Consider the following 15,098-nt stretch of genomic DNA (forward strand, 5'->3'; position numbering starts at 1 on the left):
GAGTCACAGCGGCGGTGGGGTCGGCGGTCCGGGCAGCCGGGAGGCCGCGTGATGCGGCGCCGCTCGGCCCTGCCCGGTCGGGGGAAGGCACCCGGCTGTGGTGATCGCGGCCGGCTTCGGGGTGGCGGTGCTGGTCGGCACGCTGCTGCTGGCCACCCCGGTGGCCACTGCCGACGGTGATTCCTCGCACTGGTTGACCGCGTTGTTCACGGCTACCTCCGCGGTCTGCGTGACCGGTCTGATCGTGGTCGACACGCCTACGCACTGGTCGGTGTTCGGCGAGGTGGTCATCGCGCTGCTCATCCAGGTCGGCGGGTTGGGCATCATGACGCTCGCCACGTTGATCATGGTCATCGTGTCCGGCAGGGTGGGGTTGCGCGCGCGTCTGTCCGCGCAGGTGGAGACGAAGTCCGTGGTGGCCGCCGACCTGCGTCAGGTGTTGCGCAAGGTGGTGCTGTTCAGCCTGGTGTGTGAGGCGGCGGTGGCCGCCGTGCTCACCGTCCGTTTCATCGTCGGGTACGACGAGCCGCCGGGCCGGGCGGCCTACCTGGGCGTTTTCCACGCGGTGTCGGCGTTCAACAATGCCGGGTTCGCGTTGTGGCCGGACAATCTGATGCGTTTCGTGGCCGATCCGTGGATCTGCCTGACTGTCGCCGTGGCCGTCATCGTGGGCGGGCTGGGCTACCCGGTGGTGTTCGAGTTGTTGCGTCACTGGCGGCGGCCGAGCCGCTGGTCCCTGTTGACCCGGGTGACCGTCGGGCTGAGCGTCCTGCTGATCGGGGTGGGCACGTTGGCGTTCCTGGCGGCCGAGTGGCGCAATCCCGCCACGATGGGCCCGCTGGACGACTCCGCCAGGTTGTTGTCGGCTTTCTTCGCCGCGGTCATGCCGCGTTCGGGCGGGTTCAACACCCTCGACATCGGGCAGATGAACCCGTCGTCGTGGTTGGTCACCGATGTGCTGATGTTCATCGGCGGGGGCAGCGCGGGCACGGCGGGGGGCATCAAGGTCACCACGTTCGGCTTCCTGCTGTTCATGGTGTGGGCCGAGTTGCGCGGGGAGAGGCAGGTCAACATCGGTCACCGCCGGCTGCCCGCCGCCACCCAGCGTCAGGCGGTGTCCATCAGCCTGCTGGGCGTCTTCCTGGTCACGGTCTCGACCTTGCTGATGCTCACGATCACCTCCCATGGTTTGGACCGGGTGCTGTTCGAGGTGATCTCGGCGTTCGCCACCAACGGGTTGTCCACCGGCATCACCGCGAGCACCCCGCTGGCCGGGCACGTGCTGCTCAGCCTGTTGATGTTCGTCGGCCGCATCGGGCCTTTGACGCTGGGCTCGGCGCTGGCGCTGAAACAGCGCACCCGCCGTTACGAACTTCCGGAGGAACGCGTGATCGTCGGCTGAGCCGCGGCGATCGCCGCCGGATCACTGCGGGGACGAAGGCAGCGGACGCGCGGGACCCAACGGGCCCCAGCGGTCGGCGACGCGGTTGGCCACGACGTAGATGAGGTTGACCGTCACGATCGCCGGGGCGATCACTCCGACGAAGCCGGCGAACTCCCGCTCGAACGCCACGGCCAGGATCACCGCCGTGATCCCGTTCTGCTGCGCCAGCCCGAGGTGCACACGGTCGGCGACGGGCAGCCCGTGGGTGAGCACCAGCGCCGCGAGCATCTGCGCGGCGAACGCGGCGAGGCCCAGCAGGAAACCCTTCATCAGGCTCGCCCCGCCGACCAGCAGCAGCCCCATCAGGAAAGCGGAGAGCGCGAACGCCGCGGTCACCGCTCGCGCCAGCCACCGCGAGTCGGGCATCCGCAGGTAGAGGCCGGCGGTGGCCACGCCGAGCATGAGCGAGCTCCAGGCCGCGGAGACGATCGCGGCGGCCGCCGCCAGGTAGCTCAGCAGCGGCGGCGCGTTCCTGATCAGCCGCCAGACCCCGTACGCCGCGGCGGCGAACAGCGCGTTGAGCCCCAGGTCGGCCAGGTAGGAGAGGGTGAGCCCGCCCTCGGCCGGCCTGGAGAGCGACACTGCGTAGAACGCGAGGATCACCGTCACGGGGTCGTCGAAGGAGGACCACGCCCCGAGAATGGTCTTGGCCCGCGACGATAACCGGTTGTCGGCCATCACCGCGGCGACCGACAGCGGGTCGATCTGGGCCACGGCGATCGCGAGGATCATCGCCCGCGGGTCGCCGGTGACGAGATACATCACGCCGGCGATGAAGGCCGCCTTCAGCAGCACGCCGACGGTCACCGCGAGCAGGATCAGCTTCCCGTGCTGGCGGGCCTCGGTGCGGTCGATGCCGTGCGTGCTGCCGTACAGCCCCACCGCCAGCAGCAGGCTGCTCAGCAGCAGGTAGGCGCCCGAATGCTCCAGGCCCGTGACGTCGCCCAGGTCGGCCGCCGCCCAGCCGAGCCCGACGAGGAGAAGCAGGAACGCGATCTTTACCAACGTTTCACTCCCCCTGCGGGCCGGCCTCTCCGAAAGGGTTCATATCATTCCGCCGGGCGTGACACCAGCGGCGAGGAATCACCGGGGCTCCTGGCTGGTGTCGGCGATCAGCGGCTCCAGGACGATTCCGGGATTTTCCCGCATGATCGAGCGCATCCGCCACTGGTCGGTGAACAGCGCCAGCAGCGCCTGGTCGCGGCCGCGCTCCAGCACCTCGGCGCCGCGCCGGCCGGCCAACTGCGGCACGGAGGCGGCGTCGGTGCGCCGGGCCAGGGTGTAGTCGAGCCGGTCGAGGCTGATCCGCGCGCCGAACTCGGCGGACAGGCGGTGCTGCACCACCTCGAACTGCATCGGCCCGACCGCCGCGAGCACCGGCGCCTGGTCGCCGCGCAGGTCGGAGCGGAGCACCTGGATGACGCCCTCGGCGTCGAGCTGGTCGATGCCGCGCCGGAACTGCTTGGCCTTGCTGGAGTCGCGGGCGCGGGCGACGGCGAAGTGCTCGGGCGCGAAGCTCGGAATCGGCGGGAAGGTCACCGCGGACCCGTCGTAGAGGGTGTCGCCGGGACGCAGCGCGGTCGCGTTGACCAGGCCGACGACGTCGCCGGGGTACGCCTCGTCCAGCGTGGTGCGCTCCTGGCCGAACACGCTCTGCGCGTATTTGGTGGCGAACGGCCGCCCGGTGGCGGCGTGGGTGAGCACCATGCCCCGCTCGAACCGGCCCGAGCAGACCCGTACGAACGCGATCCGGTCACGGTGCGCCGGGTCCATGTTGGCCTGCACCTTGAACACCAGCCCGGAGAACGGCGCGTCCAGCGGGCGTACGGCGCCGGCGACGTCGGGCCGGTCGGCGGGCGGGGGAGCCAGCTCTACCATGGCGTCCAGCAGCCGGGCCACCCCGAAGTTGGGCAGGGCCGCGCCGAACAGCACCGGGGTGGACTCGTGGGCCTCGAAGGACTTCTGGTCGTGGTCGGCGCCGATGGCCGACAGCAGCGAGACCTCCTCGCCCGCCCGCTCCCAGTCGTGTCCCAGCTCGGCGCGGGCGCGCTCGTCGGTCAGCGCGTCCTCCTGGGCCCTGGTGGCCCCGCCTGGGGTGCGGGCGTAGCGGACGGCGCGCCCGGTGGCCCGGTCGATCACGCCGTGGAAGTGGCCGGCGGCGCCGAGGGGCCAGGTGACGGGGGTGGGCCGCAGGCCGGTGCGCTCCTCGATCTCGTCGAGCAGCTCCAGGGCGTCGCGGCCGGGACGGTCCCACTTGTTGACGAAGGTGATGACCGGGATGCGGCGGTGGCGGCACACCTGGAACAGCTTCATCGTCTGCGGCTCCATGCCCTTGGCCGCGTCGATCAGCATCACCGCGCAGTCGACGGCGGCCAGCACCCGGTAGGTGTCCTCGGAGAAGTCGGCGTGGCCCGGGGTGTCGACGAGGTTGAACACGTGGCCCCGGTAGTCGAAGCGGAGCGCCGCGGAGGTGATCGAGATACCGCGAGAACGTTCCAGCTCCATCCAGTCTGAGGTGACGCCGCGCCGGCCGGCCTTGCCGTGCACCGCCCCCGCCGCGGTGATGGCGGAGGCGTGCAGCGCCAGCGCCTCGGTCATCGTGGACTTGCCCGCGTCCGGATGGCTGATGACGGCGAACGTCCGGCGGCGGCGGCCTTCCTCCCTGATGTCGGTCATCGTCCTATCTTGCCGGGTGATCGCGCATGGCCGTGACGGGTGTCATGCGGGGCGGCGCCGGCTGGCGTGTCCGCGCACCGGTAGACCCCGCTTGTGGCGATCATTCTTCCTGTGCTGAACCGGAGGTCGTTTATCGCGATGGGGCTGGCGTCGGGCCTGCCGTCCCTGGTGCCGTCCGCCGCTTTCGGCGAGCCGTTCACCTTGGGGGTGGCCTGCGGCGACCCCGAGCCCGGCGGGTTCGTGGCATGGACCCGCCTGGCCCCGCAGCCGCTGGCCGAGGACGGGTTCGGCGGCATGCCCACGGCGCCCGTGCCCGTGCACTGGCAGGTCACGAGCGACCCCGAGGGCAGGAACGTGGTGCGCCACGGCGTGCAGGTGGCGTCCCGCGCATGGGCGCACAGCGTGCACGTCGAGGTCACCGGCCTGCGGCCGGGACGGGAATACTGGTACCGGTTCAAGGCCGGCCCCTACGTCTCGCCGGCCGGGCGGGCGCTGACCGCTCCCGTGCCCGGCTCGATGCCCAGGTCGCTGCGCGTGGCCGTCTGCTCGTGCGCCAACTACCAGCACGGGCACTTCACCGCGTACGCCAGGATGGCGCGCGAGCGCCCCGACCTGATCGTGCACCTCGGCGACTACATCTACGAGCAGGGCAGCGACCACGTGGCCCTGCCCGGCGGCAACGTCCGCGCGCACGACGGGCCGGAGGCCGTCACCCTGGCCCAATACCGCCGCCGGCACGCGCTCTACAAGACCGACCCCGACCTGAGGGAGGCCCACGCCGCCGCCCCGTGGGCGGCCATCCTGGACGACCACGAGGTGGTCAACAACTGGACCAACCTGATCCCGGCCCAGCGCCGCGAGGCGGCCTTCCGCGCCTACTACGAGCACATGCCGCTGCGCTCGCCCGCCCGCCCCGGCAGCACCGCCGTCCAGCTCTACCGGCGGCTGCGCTGGGGCAGGCTCGCCACGCTGCACATGCTGGACACCCGCCAGTATCGCGACCCGCACCTGTGCGGCGCGGGCTACAGCTCGTGCCCGGCGCCGGCCGACCCCGCCCGCACGATGATCGGCCTCGACCAGGAGAACTGGCTGCTCAGGGGGTTCCGGCGCTCCCGGGCGCGGTGGGAGCTCGTCGGGCAGCAGGTCTTCTTCGGCCAGCGCGACCGCGACCCCGGCGAGGGCCGGCTGGTCAGGCAGGACGCCTGGGACGGCTACACCGGCAGCCGGCAGCGGATCACCGGGGGCTGGGTCAAGGCCGGAGTGCGCAACGTCGTCGTGCTCACCGGCGACGTGCACGCGCACTGGGCGGGCGACCTCGTCCTCGACTACGACGATCCCGGCGCGCGTCCCGTCGGGGCCGAGCTCGCGGTCACCTCCATCGCCAGCGGCGGGGACGGCCACGACGACGATCCGGCCACGGACCCGCTGCTGGCCGCCAACCCCCACCTGAAGTTCCACCTGCGGCGCAGGGGCTACCTCATGGTCGTGGTCACGCCCGGAGCGCTCACCGCCGACTTCATGACCGTCCCCTACGTGAGCACGCCGGGAGCCGCGGCCCTGACCGCGGCCACGTTCACGCTGTCCGACCTCGTCGACGGGCTGCGCCGCCAGGCGTGACGGGCTCTCCCCGCAGGTGCTCACGACCGGTGTCACCGCAGCTCACCGCTACAATCAGGATGATGGATCCCGTTCCCTGGGACGAGTCGGTTGCCCCGGCGGTCGTGATGACCGACGCCGAGGGCATCGTGATCGGCTGGACGGAAGCCGCGGAGAAGCTGCTCGGATACCACGCCGGCGAGGTCCTGCGCCGTCCGAGCGCGGCCTTCCTGGAGCCGGGAGACCGGAGCGCGCGGGGCGACGGCGGGCGCTGGTCCGGGCTCGTCACGGCCCGCCATCGCGACGACGGCCCGATCCTCCTCCACGGCCATGGCGTCCGCCTGCACACCGCGGAGCAGCGCGAGAGCTGGCTCCTGACGCTGGCAGCGGACGGCCCGCCGGTGACGGAGCCGATCCTCAGCCGCGCGCCCGTGGCCATCGGCGTCTGGGACACCGGCCTGCGGTGCGTCTGGCTCAACGAGACGGCCCGGCGCCTGGGTGACGTCCTGCCCCACTACCGGCTCGGCAGCCGGCCCGAGGTGAGCGCGCCGGGCTTCGACGCGGAGGCCATGGCGGGAGCCATGCGGCGGGTGCTCGACGACGGCACGCCGGTGCTCGACCGCGAGTGCCGCTGGGCGTCCGAGGACGAGCCCGCCGAGCGGACCCTGTCCACCTCGCTCTACCGCCTCGACGGCGCCGACGGGCGGCCGCTGGGCGTGTGCGCGCTGGCCCTGGACACGAGCCGCAGCCGGGTCCGCGACCAGCTGGCCATGCTCGGAGAGGCCAGCATCAGGATCGGCAGCGCGCTCGACGTCATGAAGACCGCGCAGGAGCTCGCGGAGCTGGCCGTGCCGCGCCTCGCCGACTACGTCACGGTCGACGTGTCCGAACGCGTCCTGCCCGACGACGAGCCCCTGCGCCGGATGGGCGCCACCGAGGTGAGCGTCCCCGTGTTCCACCGCGCGGGCGCGTCCTCGATCCACCGGGAGTTCCCCGAGTCCCTCTGGCGGAGGGGCGAGGTGGTCTTCGTCCCTCCGTCGTCCCCCTTCACCGCGGTCCTGTCCACGGGCCGGTCCCATTTCGAGCCCGTGATGGACACCTCTCCCTGCACCTGGCTCGACGACGACCCCGACCGGGCGGAGATCATCCGCCGGACGGGGATGCACAGCCTGATCATCGTCCCGCTCCAGGCCAGGGGGGACATCCTGGGCGTCGCCGTGTTCGTCCGCACCGAGAACTCCGCGCCGTTCACCAAGGACGACCTGAACCTCGCGGAGATGCTGGTCGCCCGCGCCGCGCTCAGCCTGGACAACGCCCGCCAGTACACCCGCGAGCGCACCGCCGCCCTGGCCCTGCAGCGCGACCTCCTGCCGCGCAACCTCTCGGGCGGTGGCGCCGTCGACCTGGCCTGGCGCTACCTGCCCTCCGACGTCATCGGCACCGTCGGAGGCGACTGGTACGACGTGATCCCGCTGGGCGACGGCCGGGTCGCCCTGGTGGTCGGCGACGTGACCGGGCACGGCATCAACGCCGCGGCGACGATGGGACGGCTGCGTACGGCCGTGCGCACGCTCTCGTACCAGGGGCTGCCGCCCGACGAGGTGCTCGCGTTCCTGGACAACATGGTCGTGCGGCTGGCCGAGGAGGACGCGGGCGCGGGCGACGCGCCCCTCGACACCGCGGGAGCCACCTGCGTGTACGCGGTCTACGACCCGCTCACCCGGCGCTGCGCCATGGCCGGTGCCGGGCACCCGCCGCCCGCGATCGTGCACCCGTCCGGCGAGGTGGGCTTCGCCCGCCTGCCCAGCGGCACACCGGTCGGCCTGGGGCTGGGCTCCTACGAACGCGTCGAGGTCGAGCTCGCCGAGGGCAGCCTGATCGCCCTCTACACCGACGGCCTGGTCGAGCGGCGCGGGGCCGACATCGACGCGGGCCTGCGGCGCCTTGGAACCGCCCTGGCCGCACCCGCCCTCTCTCTGGACGACCTGTGCGCCCGGGTGATCGGCACGATGGTGGACGACACGCCCTCCGAGGACGACATCGCGCTCCTCATCGCCCGCACGCGCACCGCTCCTCCCTGACCTTCGCGTGTCCGGCGCCTCCCGCCCTGCCGCCGCCGGGCGGGCCCGTTCGGGGCTCAGGACAGGAAGAACGCGGTCACCGCCGCGGCGACGTCCTCGTCCCGCACCGCGTGCCAGGCGCCGGGCAGCTCGCGCAGCACTCCGCCGGGCAGCGCCGCCGCCACGGCCGCCGCCCCGTCGATGAGATCGCCGGTGCTGCTCTTGGAGGCAAGCACCAGGGCGGGCGTCCGTACCGACCTGATCAGCTGGAACGTGGTCGCGTCGGAGATCTCACAGTCGTACACGAGGGTGTGGGCGACGGCCTCGAGCGCCGGCGACGGCTCGGCGCGCAGCTCGGGCGGCACGCCGATGGACGTCAGGAGCCGGTCGACCGCCGCCGCGCGGTGGCCGGAGGACACCAGACCGGCCAGCTCCGCGGTGAACGCGGTGTCCGGCGGCTCCCCCTCGCCCCGCACCGGGGGTTCGAAGAGCGCGAGCCGGGTGATGGCCAGCCCTCGTGCCGCCGCCCGCAGGGCGAGCAGCCCTCCCGACGACAGGCCGTACACGAAGGCCGCCCCGCCCGCTGCGGCGATCACCGCCGCCAGGTCCTCGACCTCACGCTCGACCGTGTACGGCGGGGTGTCGCCGCTCCCGCCCCGGCCCCGGCGGTCGTAGGTGCAGACGGTGAAGCGCGTCGCCAGCACGGCCCCGAGCCCGCGGAGGGCGCCGAATCCTGAATAGCCGCCCGCGGGATCCACCATGACCAGTGCCGGGCCGTTCCCCGACCGTTCGAAGGCGATGCTCGTTCCGTCTGCGGATCGGACGGTTCCCCGCATGATCTTCCTCCCCGTGGCGTGGTCCTCGTCCATGAAGACCCCGCCGCGGCCGGGAACTCATCGCCACGGGACGCCCACTCCGTGCCGGCGAGAATGGCCGATCCGCAGAGAGTCGCCCACCTTCCTTCGCCCGCTGCGGGGGCGCCGATCACCGAGATGTCCGCGTTGTCCGCGTGCCTGACCGGCGGATCGGGGTTGTGGGGCGTCCGGCCGCCTGCTCGAAGCCGGAGCACCGGACGCGCGTCCTCCGCGCAGCACAGATGCCTCAGCGGGCGCGGGTCAGGTCCGGTCATGGTCCCCGATCCGACGCGCCGCCCGGTCTCCCCGGCGTTCGCTTATCGTATGCCGCATGCCTGATGCCATCTTCGAACACCCGCGCCTGGCCGCCGTCTACGACGATCTCGACGCCGACCGCAGCGACCTCGACGTGTACGCCGCCGTCGCCGGCGAACTCGGCGCGCGAAGCGTGCTGGACGTCGGATGCGGCACGGGGACGTTCGCGCTGATGCTGGCCGGACGCGGCATCGAGGTGACCGGCGTCGACCCCGCCGGCGGCTCGCTCGACGTCGCCCGCGCCAAACCGGGCTCCGACCGGGTGCGCTGGATCCACGGTGACGCGGCGGGCCTGCCTCCGCTGCGGGTCGACCTGGCGACCATGACGGGGAACGTCGCCCAGGCGATCGTCGCGCCCCAGGATTGGAAGGGGACGCTGCGGGGCGTCCGTGACGCACTGCGGCCCGGCGGGCACCTCGTGTTCGAGACCCGCGATCCGGCCCGGCGCGCGTGGCTGGAGTGGAATCGGGCGGAGACGTACCAGGCGGTCGACATCGAGGGCATCGGCGTCGTCGAGTGCTGGAGCGACCTGATCGACGTCAGCGGGCCGCTGGTGACGTTCCGGGCGACGTGGGTGTTCGCCGCGGACGGCGCGACGCTGACGTCGGACTCGACGCTGCGCTTCCGCGAGCGGGACGAGGTCGAGGCGGATCTGGTCGAGCACGGGTACGCGGTGAAGGAAGTTCGCGGGGCTCCGGACCGGCCCGGGCGGGAGTTCGTGTTCTTCGCGCAGCGGCCCGAGGAGTGAGCCGGGTCACGGATCGTCCTCGTCCGGCGCCGGCGTCTCGTCGGCAACGACCCTGGCCGCTATGACGTAGTCGACGCGGACCGCGCGGTAGGTCTCTCCCTCGGAGACGTGTTCGGGCAGGCCCGTACGGCGGCTGCCGGACCCTGACTCGTGGGCCGGCTCACCGGAGAACGTGACCGCCACCGAAGGCGCCTCCTCGAATGCCACGCTGTCGGCGCGGACCGTCGCGGAGAAGACGATGTCCGCAGCATCGACAAGCCCCGCGTCGGGCCGCCTGTCGGATCGCTCGTCGCGCGGTTCGCCCGGCTGCCTGCCGGGGTGGCTGGCGAGCGGGTCTCCTGGCCGCCTGCCGGGGCTCTTGTCACCCACGTCCGTCCCGCCTCCTCCGGTCCCGCTGCCGTCCCGTCATGTCCTGCGGCCGCGGCTCTGAGCCAGGTTGCGTAGCCGGCGTACGCCTGCGCGCCGCGCGGCTTTCCCCAGCTCGCGCAGCGCGGGGCCGAGCGTGGTCGGTGCCGGTTTCCCCGGCTCGTCACCGGATGGCTTTCCGGCTCGACCCGCCTTGCCCTTCCGCGGCTCCGCCCTCTCCTCGTCACGTGCGGCGCTGCCTCGCTCGTCTCGTGTGTCGCCGCCTTCCTGCTCCTTGTCCCGTGGTTCTTGGCCCTCCGGTTGCCGGTTCCGCGGTTCCTCGTCCCGCGGCTCTTCATCGTGCGGTTCCCCGTCCCGCGGCTCTTCGTCCTGCGGTTCCTGGACCGGCGGCTCTTCGTCCTGCGGTTCCTGGTCCTGCGGTTCCTGGACCGGCGGCTCTTCGTCCTGTCTTTCCTCCTGTGGCTCCTGACCCCGCGGCCTTTCGTCCGGTGGCGTGCGTGGCTGTTCGTCCTCGCTGGTCTGCTCGGCCGCCGAGGGCACCGCAGGTTTCGCGTTCGCCGGGGTGGCGCCTCGCGCGCCTTCTGCGGCCTGTTGCGCGGTGGCCGGGACTTCTCGCGCCGCGCCACCGGCGGTGCCCGCCGCCTGCTCCGCTGTGCTCGCCGTCTGTTCCGCTGTGCCTCGCAGCGTGGCACCCGTGCTCTCGCCGACGTCGCCGACGGTCTGTCCGGCACCGGCGCCGACGTCGCCGACGGCTTGTCCGGCACCGGCGCCGACGTCGCCGACGGCTTGTCCGGCACCGGCGCCCACGTCGCCGACGGCTTGTCCGGCGCCCGCGCCCACGTCGCCGACCGCGCGGCCCGCGCCTGCTCCGACGTCGCTCACGGCCTGTCCGGCGCCCGCTCCGACGTCGCTCACGGCTCGTCCCGCACCCGCTCCGACGTCGCCCACGGCCTGTCCGGCGCCCGCTCCGACGTCGCTCACGGCCCGTCCCGCGCCGGAGCCGACGTCGCGGACGGCCGCTCCCACCCCACGGGTGATGTTCTCGATCAGCTGGGGATTGTTGTCGATCGTTTCCAGGACGTCCCTGATGATCAGAGCGACGTTGTCGAGCCGGACCTTGAGCAGCGCCTGCGCCTCGACCCCCAGAATCTCGAGGTTCACCCGGCCCAGGGCGACGTCCGCCCCGACGTGCAGATGCAGCAGGTCGAGCACATCCGCGTCCAGTGACACGCGTGCCCGCAGGTCCTCGACCTCGAGCTTGATCTCGTCGACCTTGACGATCGGCACGTCGAGGTACACGTCCGGGTCCGCGGCGCCGCCTGACGAGTTCGCCTCAGGCGGTGCCGGGCGGCGTACAGCCGATTCCGGCAAGTTATCGGACATGTCCTCCCCTTGGGTGGCTTGTCGCAGCCCTCTGGCTCACTGCCCGGTGCTCCGCAAAGGGGACATATGCATGTCTAAAACCGGGCAAATCATGCAGAGCCTGACCTCGACGAGTTCACCCGGCCCGGAGCCTGCTGCGAGAAGCGCTGGCGACCGCTCTCGGGGACCGGCCGGCTACGGCCGCAGCCGCAGGTCGGCGAAGAGCGCCCGGTGGTCGGAGCCCGGCAGGTCGTGCACCTGGACGGCGACCGCGCCGGCCCGGCCGTCGGTCAGCACGTGGTCGATGGCCACCAGCGGGGGCAGCCCTCGGCCCTTCGGCCACGTGGGCACCAGGCCCTGCCCGGTGGCCGCCGCCGCGTCGGTGTAGCCGGTGGCCAGCAACCGGCGGAAGACGGCGTGGTCGAGCGTCGCGTTGAAGTCACCGGCCAGGATGCGCGGCGGGCCGGCGGCAGGCGCGGGGGGCAGCGCGGCGAGCCCTGCGTGCCATTCCGGCACCGTCGAGGGCACGGGCGCGACCGGGTGCACGACCACGACCTCCACGGCGGAGCCGCCGGGCAGCGCCACCTCCACCACCGGCATGTGGTGCCCGACCGGCTGGAACAGGCCGGTCCGCTCCCGCAGCGGGTGGCGCGCGTACACGCCGCTGCCCTCGGGACCGCGGAACATCGGCCGGCTCACCTGGTACGGCAGCAGCGCCGGCAGCCCGGCGGCGGCCAGCCGCGCGCGGGCCGACCAGGTCACCTCCTGAAGGCTCAGCACGTCGACGTTCAGCCGGCGCACCAGGTCGACGAGCACGGCGGCGTCCCCGCGGCCGCCGTTGAGGTTGGCGGTCAGCACCCGCAGCGGCCGCCCCTCTGCGGAGCCGGGCCCGCCCAGCGTCCGCGGCGCCACGCACCAGATGAGGCACGTGCACGCCGCCAGCATGAGCACGATGGCGGCCCTGCTGCGCACGGCGATTGCGAGCGCCAGCATCGCGAGCGCCGCGACCGCGAAATAGGGCGTGAAAGAGACCATCGGCACCAGGAAGACGCCCGACTCCAGCCCTCCGGCCCGGACGGCCGTTCCCAGCGCGAACAGCACGGCCACTCCGATGACCGGCCGCGCCCCCCGCACCCGGCGGCGACGGGGCCGCGCCTCCGTCGCCGCCTCCACGTCCTGTTGAACCAGCACAGTCGCACGGTAAACGGTCATTCTTAACCGAAGATGAGGATCCGGTCCGGGCTGCTGCCAAGATGGGACGGTGGTGAAGGGCAAGATCGTGGCAATGGCGTTGATCGGCGCGTCGGTCCTCGCCGGATGCGCCGCGGAGAACGACCCGTCGCGGGCGCAGCCGGGCGACTGCCTGGCGGCGGTGGGGGAGGGGAAGAAGACCACAGATCTCCGGATCGTCGGCTGTGCCGCGCCGGAGGCGGCGTACCGGGTGGCCAAGCGGCTCAAGCGCGGCCAGCGGTCGTGCGGCAGCACCACCTACGGCTACGCGAGCAGCGGGTACGTCAGGGGCGGCGGCTGGCATCTGTGCCTGACGCTGAACGCCGAGGTGGGCGACTGCTTCCACCAGGAGGTCGGCTTCCCCACCGGCAAGGCGACCAAGGTGGCGTGCGGGCCCTCGGCGACGTACCGGATCGTCAAGCGGGTCGACGGGAGCGCCGACAAGGAGCTGTGCGGCGAGGGCGCCGCCTACCCCGTGCGCAACGACCTGGCCCGCCCGGTCTACCTGGTCTACCCGGATCCGCCGCTCACGATCTGCACCGACCGCGTGTGACCCGGTAAGGCGGGCCCTGGTCGCCACGGACCGCGAGTAGCGGGGTACGGCGGGCCGCGGCGTCGTCGGGGCCCGCGCGAGCTCGACCGGCCGGCGCGCCTGCGGGCCGGTGGCCGGGGACGTGCGAGGTTCACCAGGTCACGGGAAGTTCGTGGACCCCGTAGACGGACCCGTCGTGCTTGAACGGGATCCGCTCCAGGTCCGTCGCCAGCCGCAGGGTCGGGATGCGCCGGTAGAGGGTGCCGTAGACGACCTGCAGCTCCATCCGGGCCAGCGACTGGCCCAGGCACTGGTGCAGGCCGAAGCCGAAGGCCACGTGGTGGCTGGCCTCGCGGCGCAGGTCGAGCCGGTCGGGGTCGGGGAAGGCGGCGGGGTCGCGGTTGCCGATGTCGTTGGCCAGGATCAGGCCCTCGCCGGCGCGGATGACCTGGCCGGCGATCTCGATGTCCTCCAGCGCGACCCGGCGGCGCCCGTTGTGCGTGATGTGCAGGTAGCGCAGCAGCTCCTCCACGGCCCCCGCGACCAGCTTGGGGTCGCCGGCCCCGCGCAGCAGGTCGAACTGGTCGGGGTGCTCCAGCAGGGCGAGCGTGCCGAGCGCGATCATGTTGGCGGTGGTCTCGTGCCCGGCGATCAGCAGCAGCACCCCCATCTGTCCCGCCTCCTGCCGCGACAGCTCCCCGGCCTGGACCCGCTCGGCCAGCCGGGACAGCAGGTCGTCGCCGGGCGCGGCGAGCTTGTCGCCCACGAGGCCGTCCAGGTACGCGGCCAGCCGTCCCACGGCGCCGGCGCGCTGCTCGGGGGTGGCGTCCCGCTTGATGACGACCTTGCTGTTGTCCTGGAAGAACTCGTGGTCGTCGTACGGCACCCCGAGCAGCCGGCAGATCACCAGCGAGGGCACCGGCAGCGCGAACGCCTCGACCAGGTCCACCGGCTTCGGACCGGCCAGCAGCTCGTCGATCAGGTCGTCCACGATCTTCTGCACGTCCGGCCGCATGGCCTCGACCCGCCGGACCGTGAACGGCGCGGTCACCATGCGCCGCAGCCGGGCGTGCTCGGGGTCGTCCATCAGGATGAAGCCGATGGACGAGCCGCCGCTGATCCTGGCCGGGCTCGGATAGCCGGGACGGGTGACGTCGGCGCTGACCCTCCGGTCGCCCAGCAGCGCCCGCTGCTCGGCGTACCGGGTCACCAGCCATGGCGTGCTGCCGTCCCGGAGCCGGACCCGCGTGAGCGGGCCCTCCTCCTGCCTGGAGCGCAGCTGCGGCGGCGGGTCGAACGGGCATCCGGCCGCCCGGTCCATCGGGAACTCAGGAATCCCTGTCTCATCGGAAATAGCCGTCATCGTGTGATCTGTCCTTCCACAGTGGTTGGTCACCGGGCCGCGGTGAGCCCCGCAAGCGCGTCGATCTCCTGGCGGCGCAGGCGGGCCTGCTTGGGCATGTTCCAGCCGAGCACCCCGGTGACCTTGCCGCCCTCGCGGTAGAGCGCCACGAAACGGCGCTTTGCCGCGTCCCCCTCCACGACGGTCGCCTCGCCGGACGGCGTTCCGTGCACCTGCATCCTGGCGTCGAACTGGTCGGTCCAGAAGTACGGCACCGGGCGGTAGGCGCGATCCTCGCCGAGAATGCCGGCCGCGACGATCCCGGCCTGCTCGGTGGCGTTGGTCCGGTTCTCCAGCCGGAGCGACGTGCCGAGCCCGTCGTGGTGCCAGCGGGCCACGTCGCCGGCCGCGTAGACGCCCTCGGCCGCCCGGCAGCGGGAGTCGCACACCACGCCGTCCTCCAGCCGCAGGACGCTGCCCGCGAGCCAGCCGGTCGCCGGGTCGGCGCCGATCGCCACCACGACCACGTCGGCCGCCAGCACCTCGCCGCTGTCCAGGCACACGCCCGTCACC

13 protein-coding genes are annotated in these 15,098 nt (G+C 72.7%); 5 read left to right on the plus strand and 8 right to left on the minus strand.

Features of this window, described 5'->3' with window-relative positions:
• The first annotated feature begins 97 nt into the window (after positions 1 to 97).
• Complete coding sequence (locus E1292_RS13460; RefSeq protein WP_342775648.1) at positions 98 to 1,402, plus strand: TrkH family potassium uptake protein; 1,305 nt, start codon at positions 98 to 100, stop codon at positions 1,400 to 1,402.
• Between the two features lie 21 nt (positions 1,403 to 1,423).
• Here the strand turns inward: E1292_RS13460 and E1292_RS13465 are convergent, their stop codons facing one another.
• Positions 1,424 to 2,449: a cation:proton antiporter gene (locus E1292_RS13465; protein WP_132595474.1), complete on the minus strand. Its 1,026-nt coding sequence runs from the start codon at positions 2,447 to 2,449 to the stop codon at positions 1,424 to 1,426.
• 78 nt (positions 2,450 to 2,527) lie between these two features.
• Positions 2,528 to 4,120, minus strand: a complete 1,593-nt coding sequence (locus E1292_RS13470) for a peptide chain release factor 3 (protein WP_132595475.1) — start codon at positions 4,118 to 4,120, stop codon at positions 2,528 to 2,530.
• A 138-nt stretch (positions 4,121 to 4,258) separates the two neighbouring features.
• Between E1292_RS13470 and E1292_RS13475 the strand changes: the two genes are divergently transcribed.
• Both E1292_RS13475 and E1292_RS13480 read left to right on the plus strand, forming a co-directional pair.
• Positions 4,259 to 5,737 (plus strand): alkaline phosphatase D family protein, encoded by a 1,479-nt coding sequence (locus E1292_RS13475; protein WP_132595476.1) that lies wholly within the window; start codon positions 4,259 to 4,261, stop codon positions 5,735 to 5,737.
• A 62-nt stretch (positions 5,738 to 5,799) separates the two neighbouring features.
• The gene (locus tag E1292_RS13480) at positions 5,800 to 7,797 is read left to right on the plus strand and encodes a SpoIIE family protein phosphatase (RefSeq protein WP_165974516.1); all 1,998 of its coding nucleotides are present in this window, start codon (positions 5,800 to 5,802) and stop codon (positions 7,795 to 7,797) included.
• Between the two features lie 56 nt (positions 7,798 to 7,853).
• Here E1292_RS13480 and E1292_RS13485 read toward each other — a convergent pair whose 3' ends face one another.
• Entirely contained in the window at positions 7,854 to 8,612 is a 759-nt protein-coding gene (locus tag E1292_RS13485; protein ID WP_132595478.1) for an alpha/beta fold hydrolase, read from the minus strand.
• A 349-nt stretch (positions 8,613 to 8,961) separates the two neighbouring features.
• Between E1292_RS13485 and E1292_RS13490 the strand changes: the two genes are divergently transcribed.
• On the plus strand, positions 8,962 to 9,693 hold the full coding sequence (locus E1292_RS13490; RefSeq protein ID WP_132595479.1) for a class I SAM-dependent methyltransferase: 732 nt from the start codon (positions 8,962 to 8,964) through the stop codon (positions 9,691 to 9,693).
• 6 nt (positions 9,694 to 9,699) lie between these two features.
• On the opposite strand, the gene E1292_RS53680 is transcribed toward E1292_RS13490, so the two are convergent.
• The 3 genes from E1292_RS53680 to E1292_RS13505 all read right to left on the minus strand — a co-directional run bounded on the left by E1292_RS53680 (position 9,700) and on the right by E1292_RS13505 (position 12,612).
• Positions 9,700 to 10,062: a hypothetical protein gene (locus E1292_RS53680; protein ID WP_246090095.1), complete on the minus strand. Its 363-nt coding sequence runs from the start codon at positions 10,060 to 10,062 to the stop codon at positions 9,700 to 9,702.
• 36 nt (positions 10,063 to 10,098) lie between these two features.
• Positions 10,099 to 11,442, minus strand: coding sequence for a hypothetical protein (locus E1292_RS13500; protein WP_132595480.1), 1,344 nt, complete (start codon positions 11,440 to 11,442; stop codon positions 10,099 to 10,101).
• A gap of 174 nt (positions 11,443 to 11,616) precedes the next feature.
• Complete coding sequence (locus tag E1292_RS13505; RefSeq protein ID WP_220446807.1) at positions 11,617 to 12,612, minus strand: endonuclease/exonuclease/phosphatase family protein; 996 nt, start codon at positions 12,610 to 12,612, stop codon at positions 11,617 to 11,619.
• Positions 12,613 to 12,682: 70 nt separating this feature from the next.
• On the opposite strand from E1292_RS13505, the gene E1292_RS13510 reads away from it, so the two are divergent.
• Positions 12,683 to 13,204 carry an LppU/SCO3897 family protein gene (locus E1292_RS13510; RefSeq protein ID WP_132595482.1) on the plus strand — a complete coding sequence of 174 codons (522 nt, stop codon included), beginning with the start codon at positions 12,683 to 12,685 and terminating at the stop codon, positions 13,202 to 13,204.
• Positions 13,205 to 13,334: 130 nt separating this feature from the next.
• Here E1292_RS13510 and E1292_RS13515 read toward each other — a convergent pair whose 3' ends face one another.
• A complete protein-coding gene (locus E1292_RS13515) occupies positions 13,335 to 14,546 on the minus strand; it encodes a cytochrome P450 (protein ID WP_132595483.1) in 1,212 nt (403 codons plus the stop codon).
• Positions 14,547 to 14,575: 29 nt separating this feature from the next.
• A partial coding sequence (locus tag E1292_RS13520) for an oxidoreductase C-terminal domain-containing protein (RefSeq protein ID WP_165974517.1) occupies positions 14,576 to 15,098 on the minus strand: 523 nt, incomplete at its 5' end.

This window comes from Nonomuraea deserti, assembly GCF_004348685.1.
GTDB classification, from domain to species: Bacteria; Actinomycetota; Actinomycetes; order Streptosporangiales; family Streptosporangiaceae; genus Nonomuraea; species Nonomuraea deserti.

Coding starts and splice junctions, on each gene's coding strand:
- E1292_RS13500 (WP_132595480.1), bottom strand. CDS start 11,442: ATGTCCGATAACTTGCCGGAATCGGCTGTACGCCGCCCGGCACCGCCT.
- E1292_RS13515 (WP_132595483.1), bottom strand. CDS start 14,546: ATGACGGCTATTTCCGATGAGACAGGGATTCCTGAGTTCCCGATGGAC.
- E1292_RS13490 (WP_132595479.1), top strand. CDS start 8,962: ATGCCTGATGCCATCTTCGAACACCCGCGCCTGGCCGCCGTCTACGAC.
- E1292_RS13470 (WP_132595475.1), bottom strand. CDS start 4,120: ATGACCGACATCAGGGAGGAAGGCCGCCGCCGCCGGACGTTCGCCGTC.
- E1292_RS13480 (WP_165974516.1), top strand. CDS start 5,800: ATGGATCCCGTTCCCTGGGACGAGTCGGTTGCCCCGGCGGTCGTGATG.
- E1292_RS13475 (WP_132595476.1), top strand. CDS start 4,259: ATGGGGCTGGCGTCGGGCCTGCCGTCCCTGGTGCCGTCCGCCGCTTTC.
- E1292_RS13485 (WP_132595478.1), bottom strand. CDS start 8,612: ATGCGGGGAACCGTCCGATCCGCAGACGGAACGAGCATCGCCTTCGAA.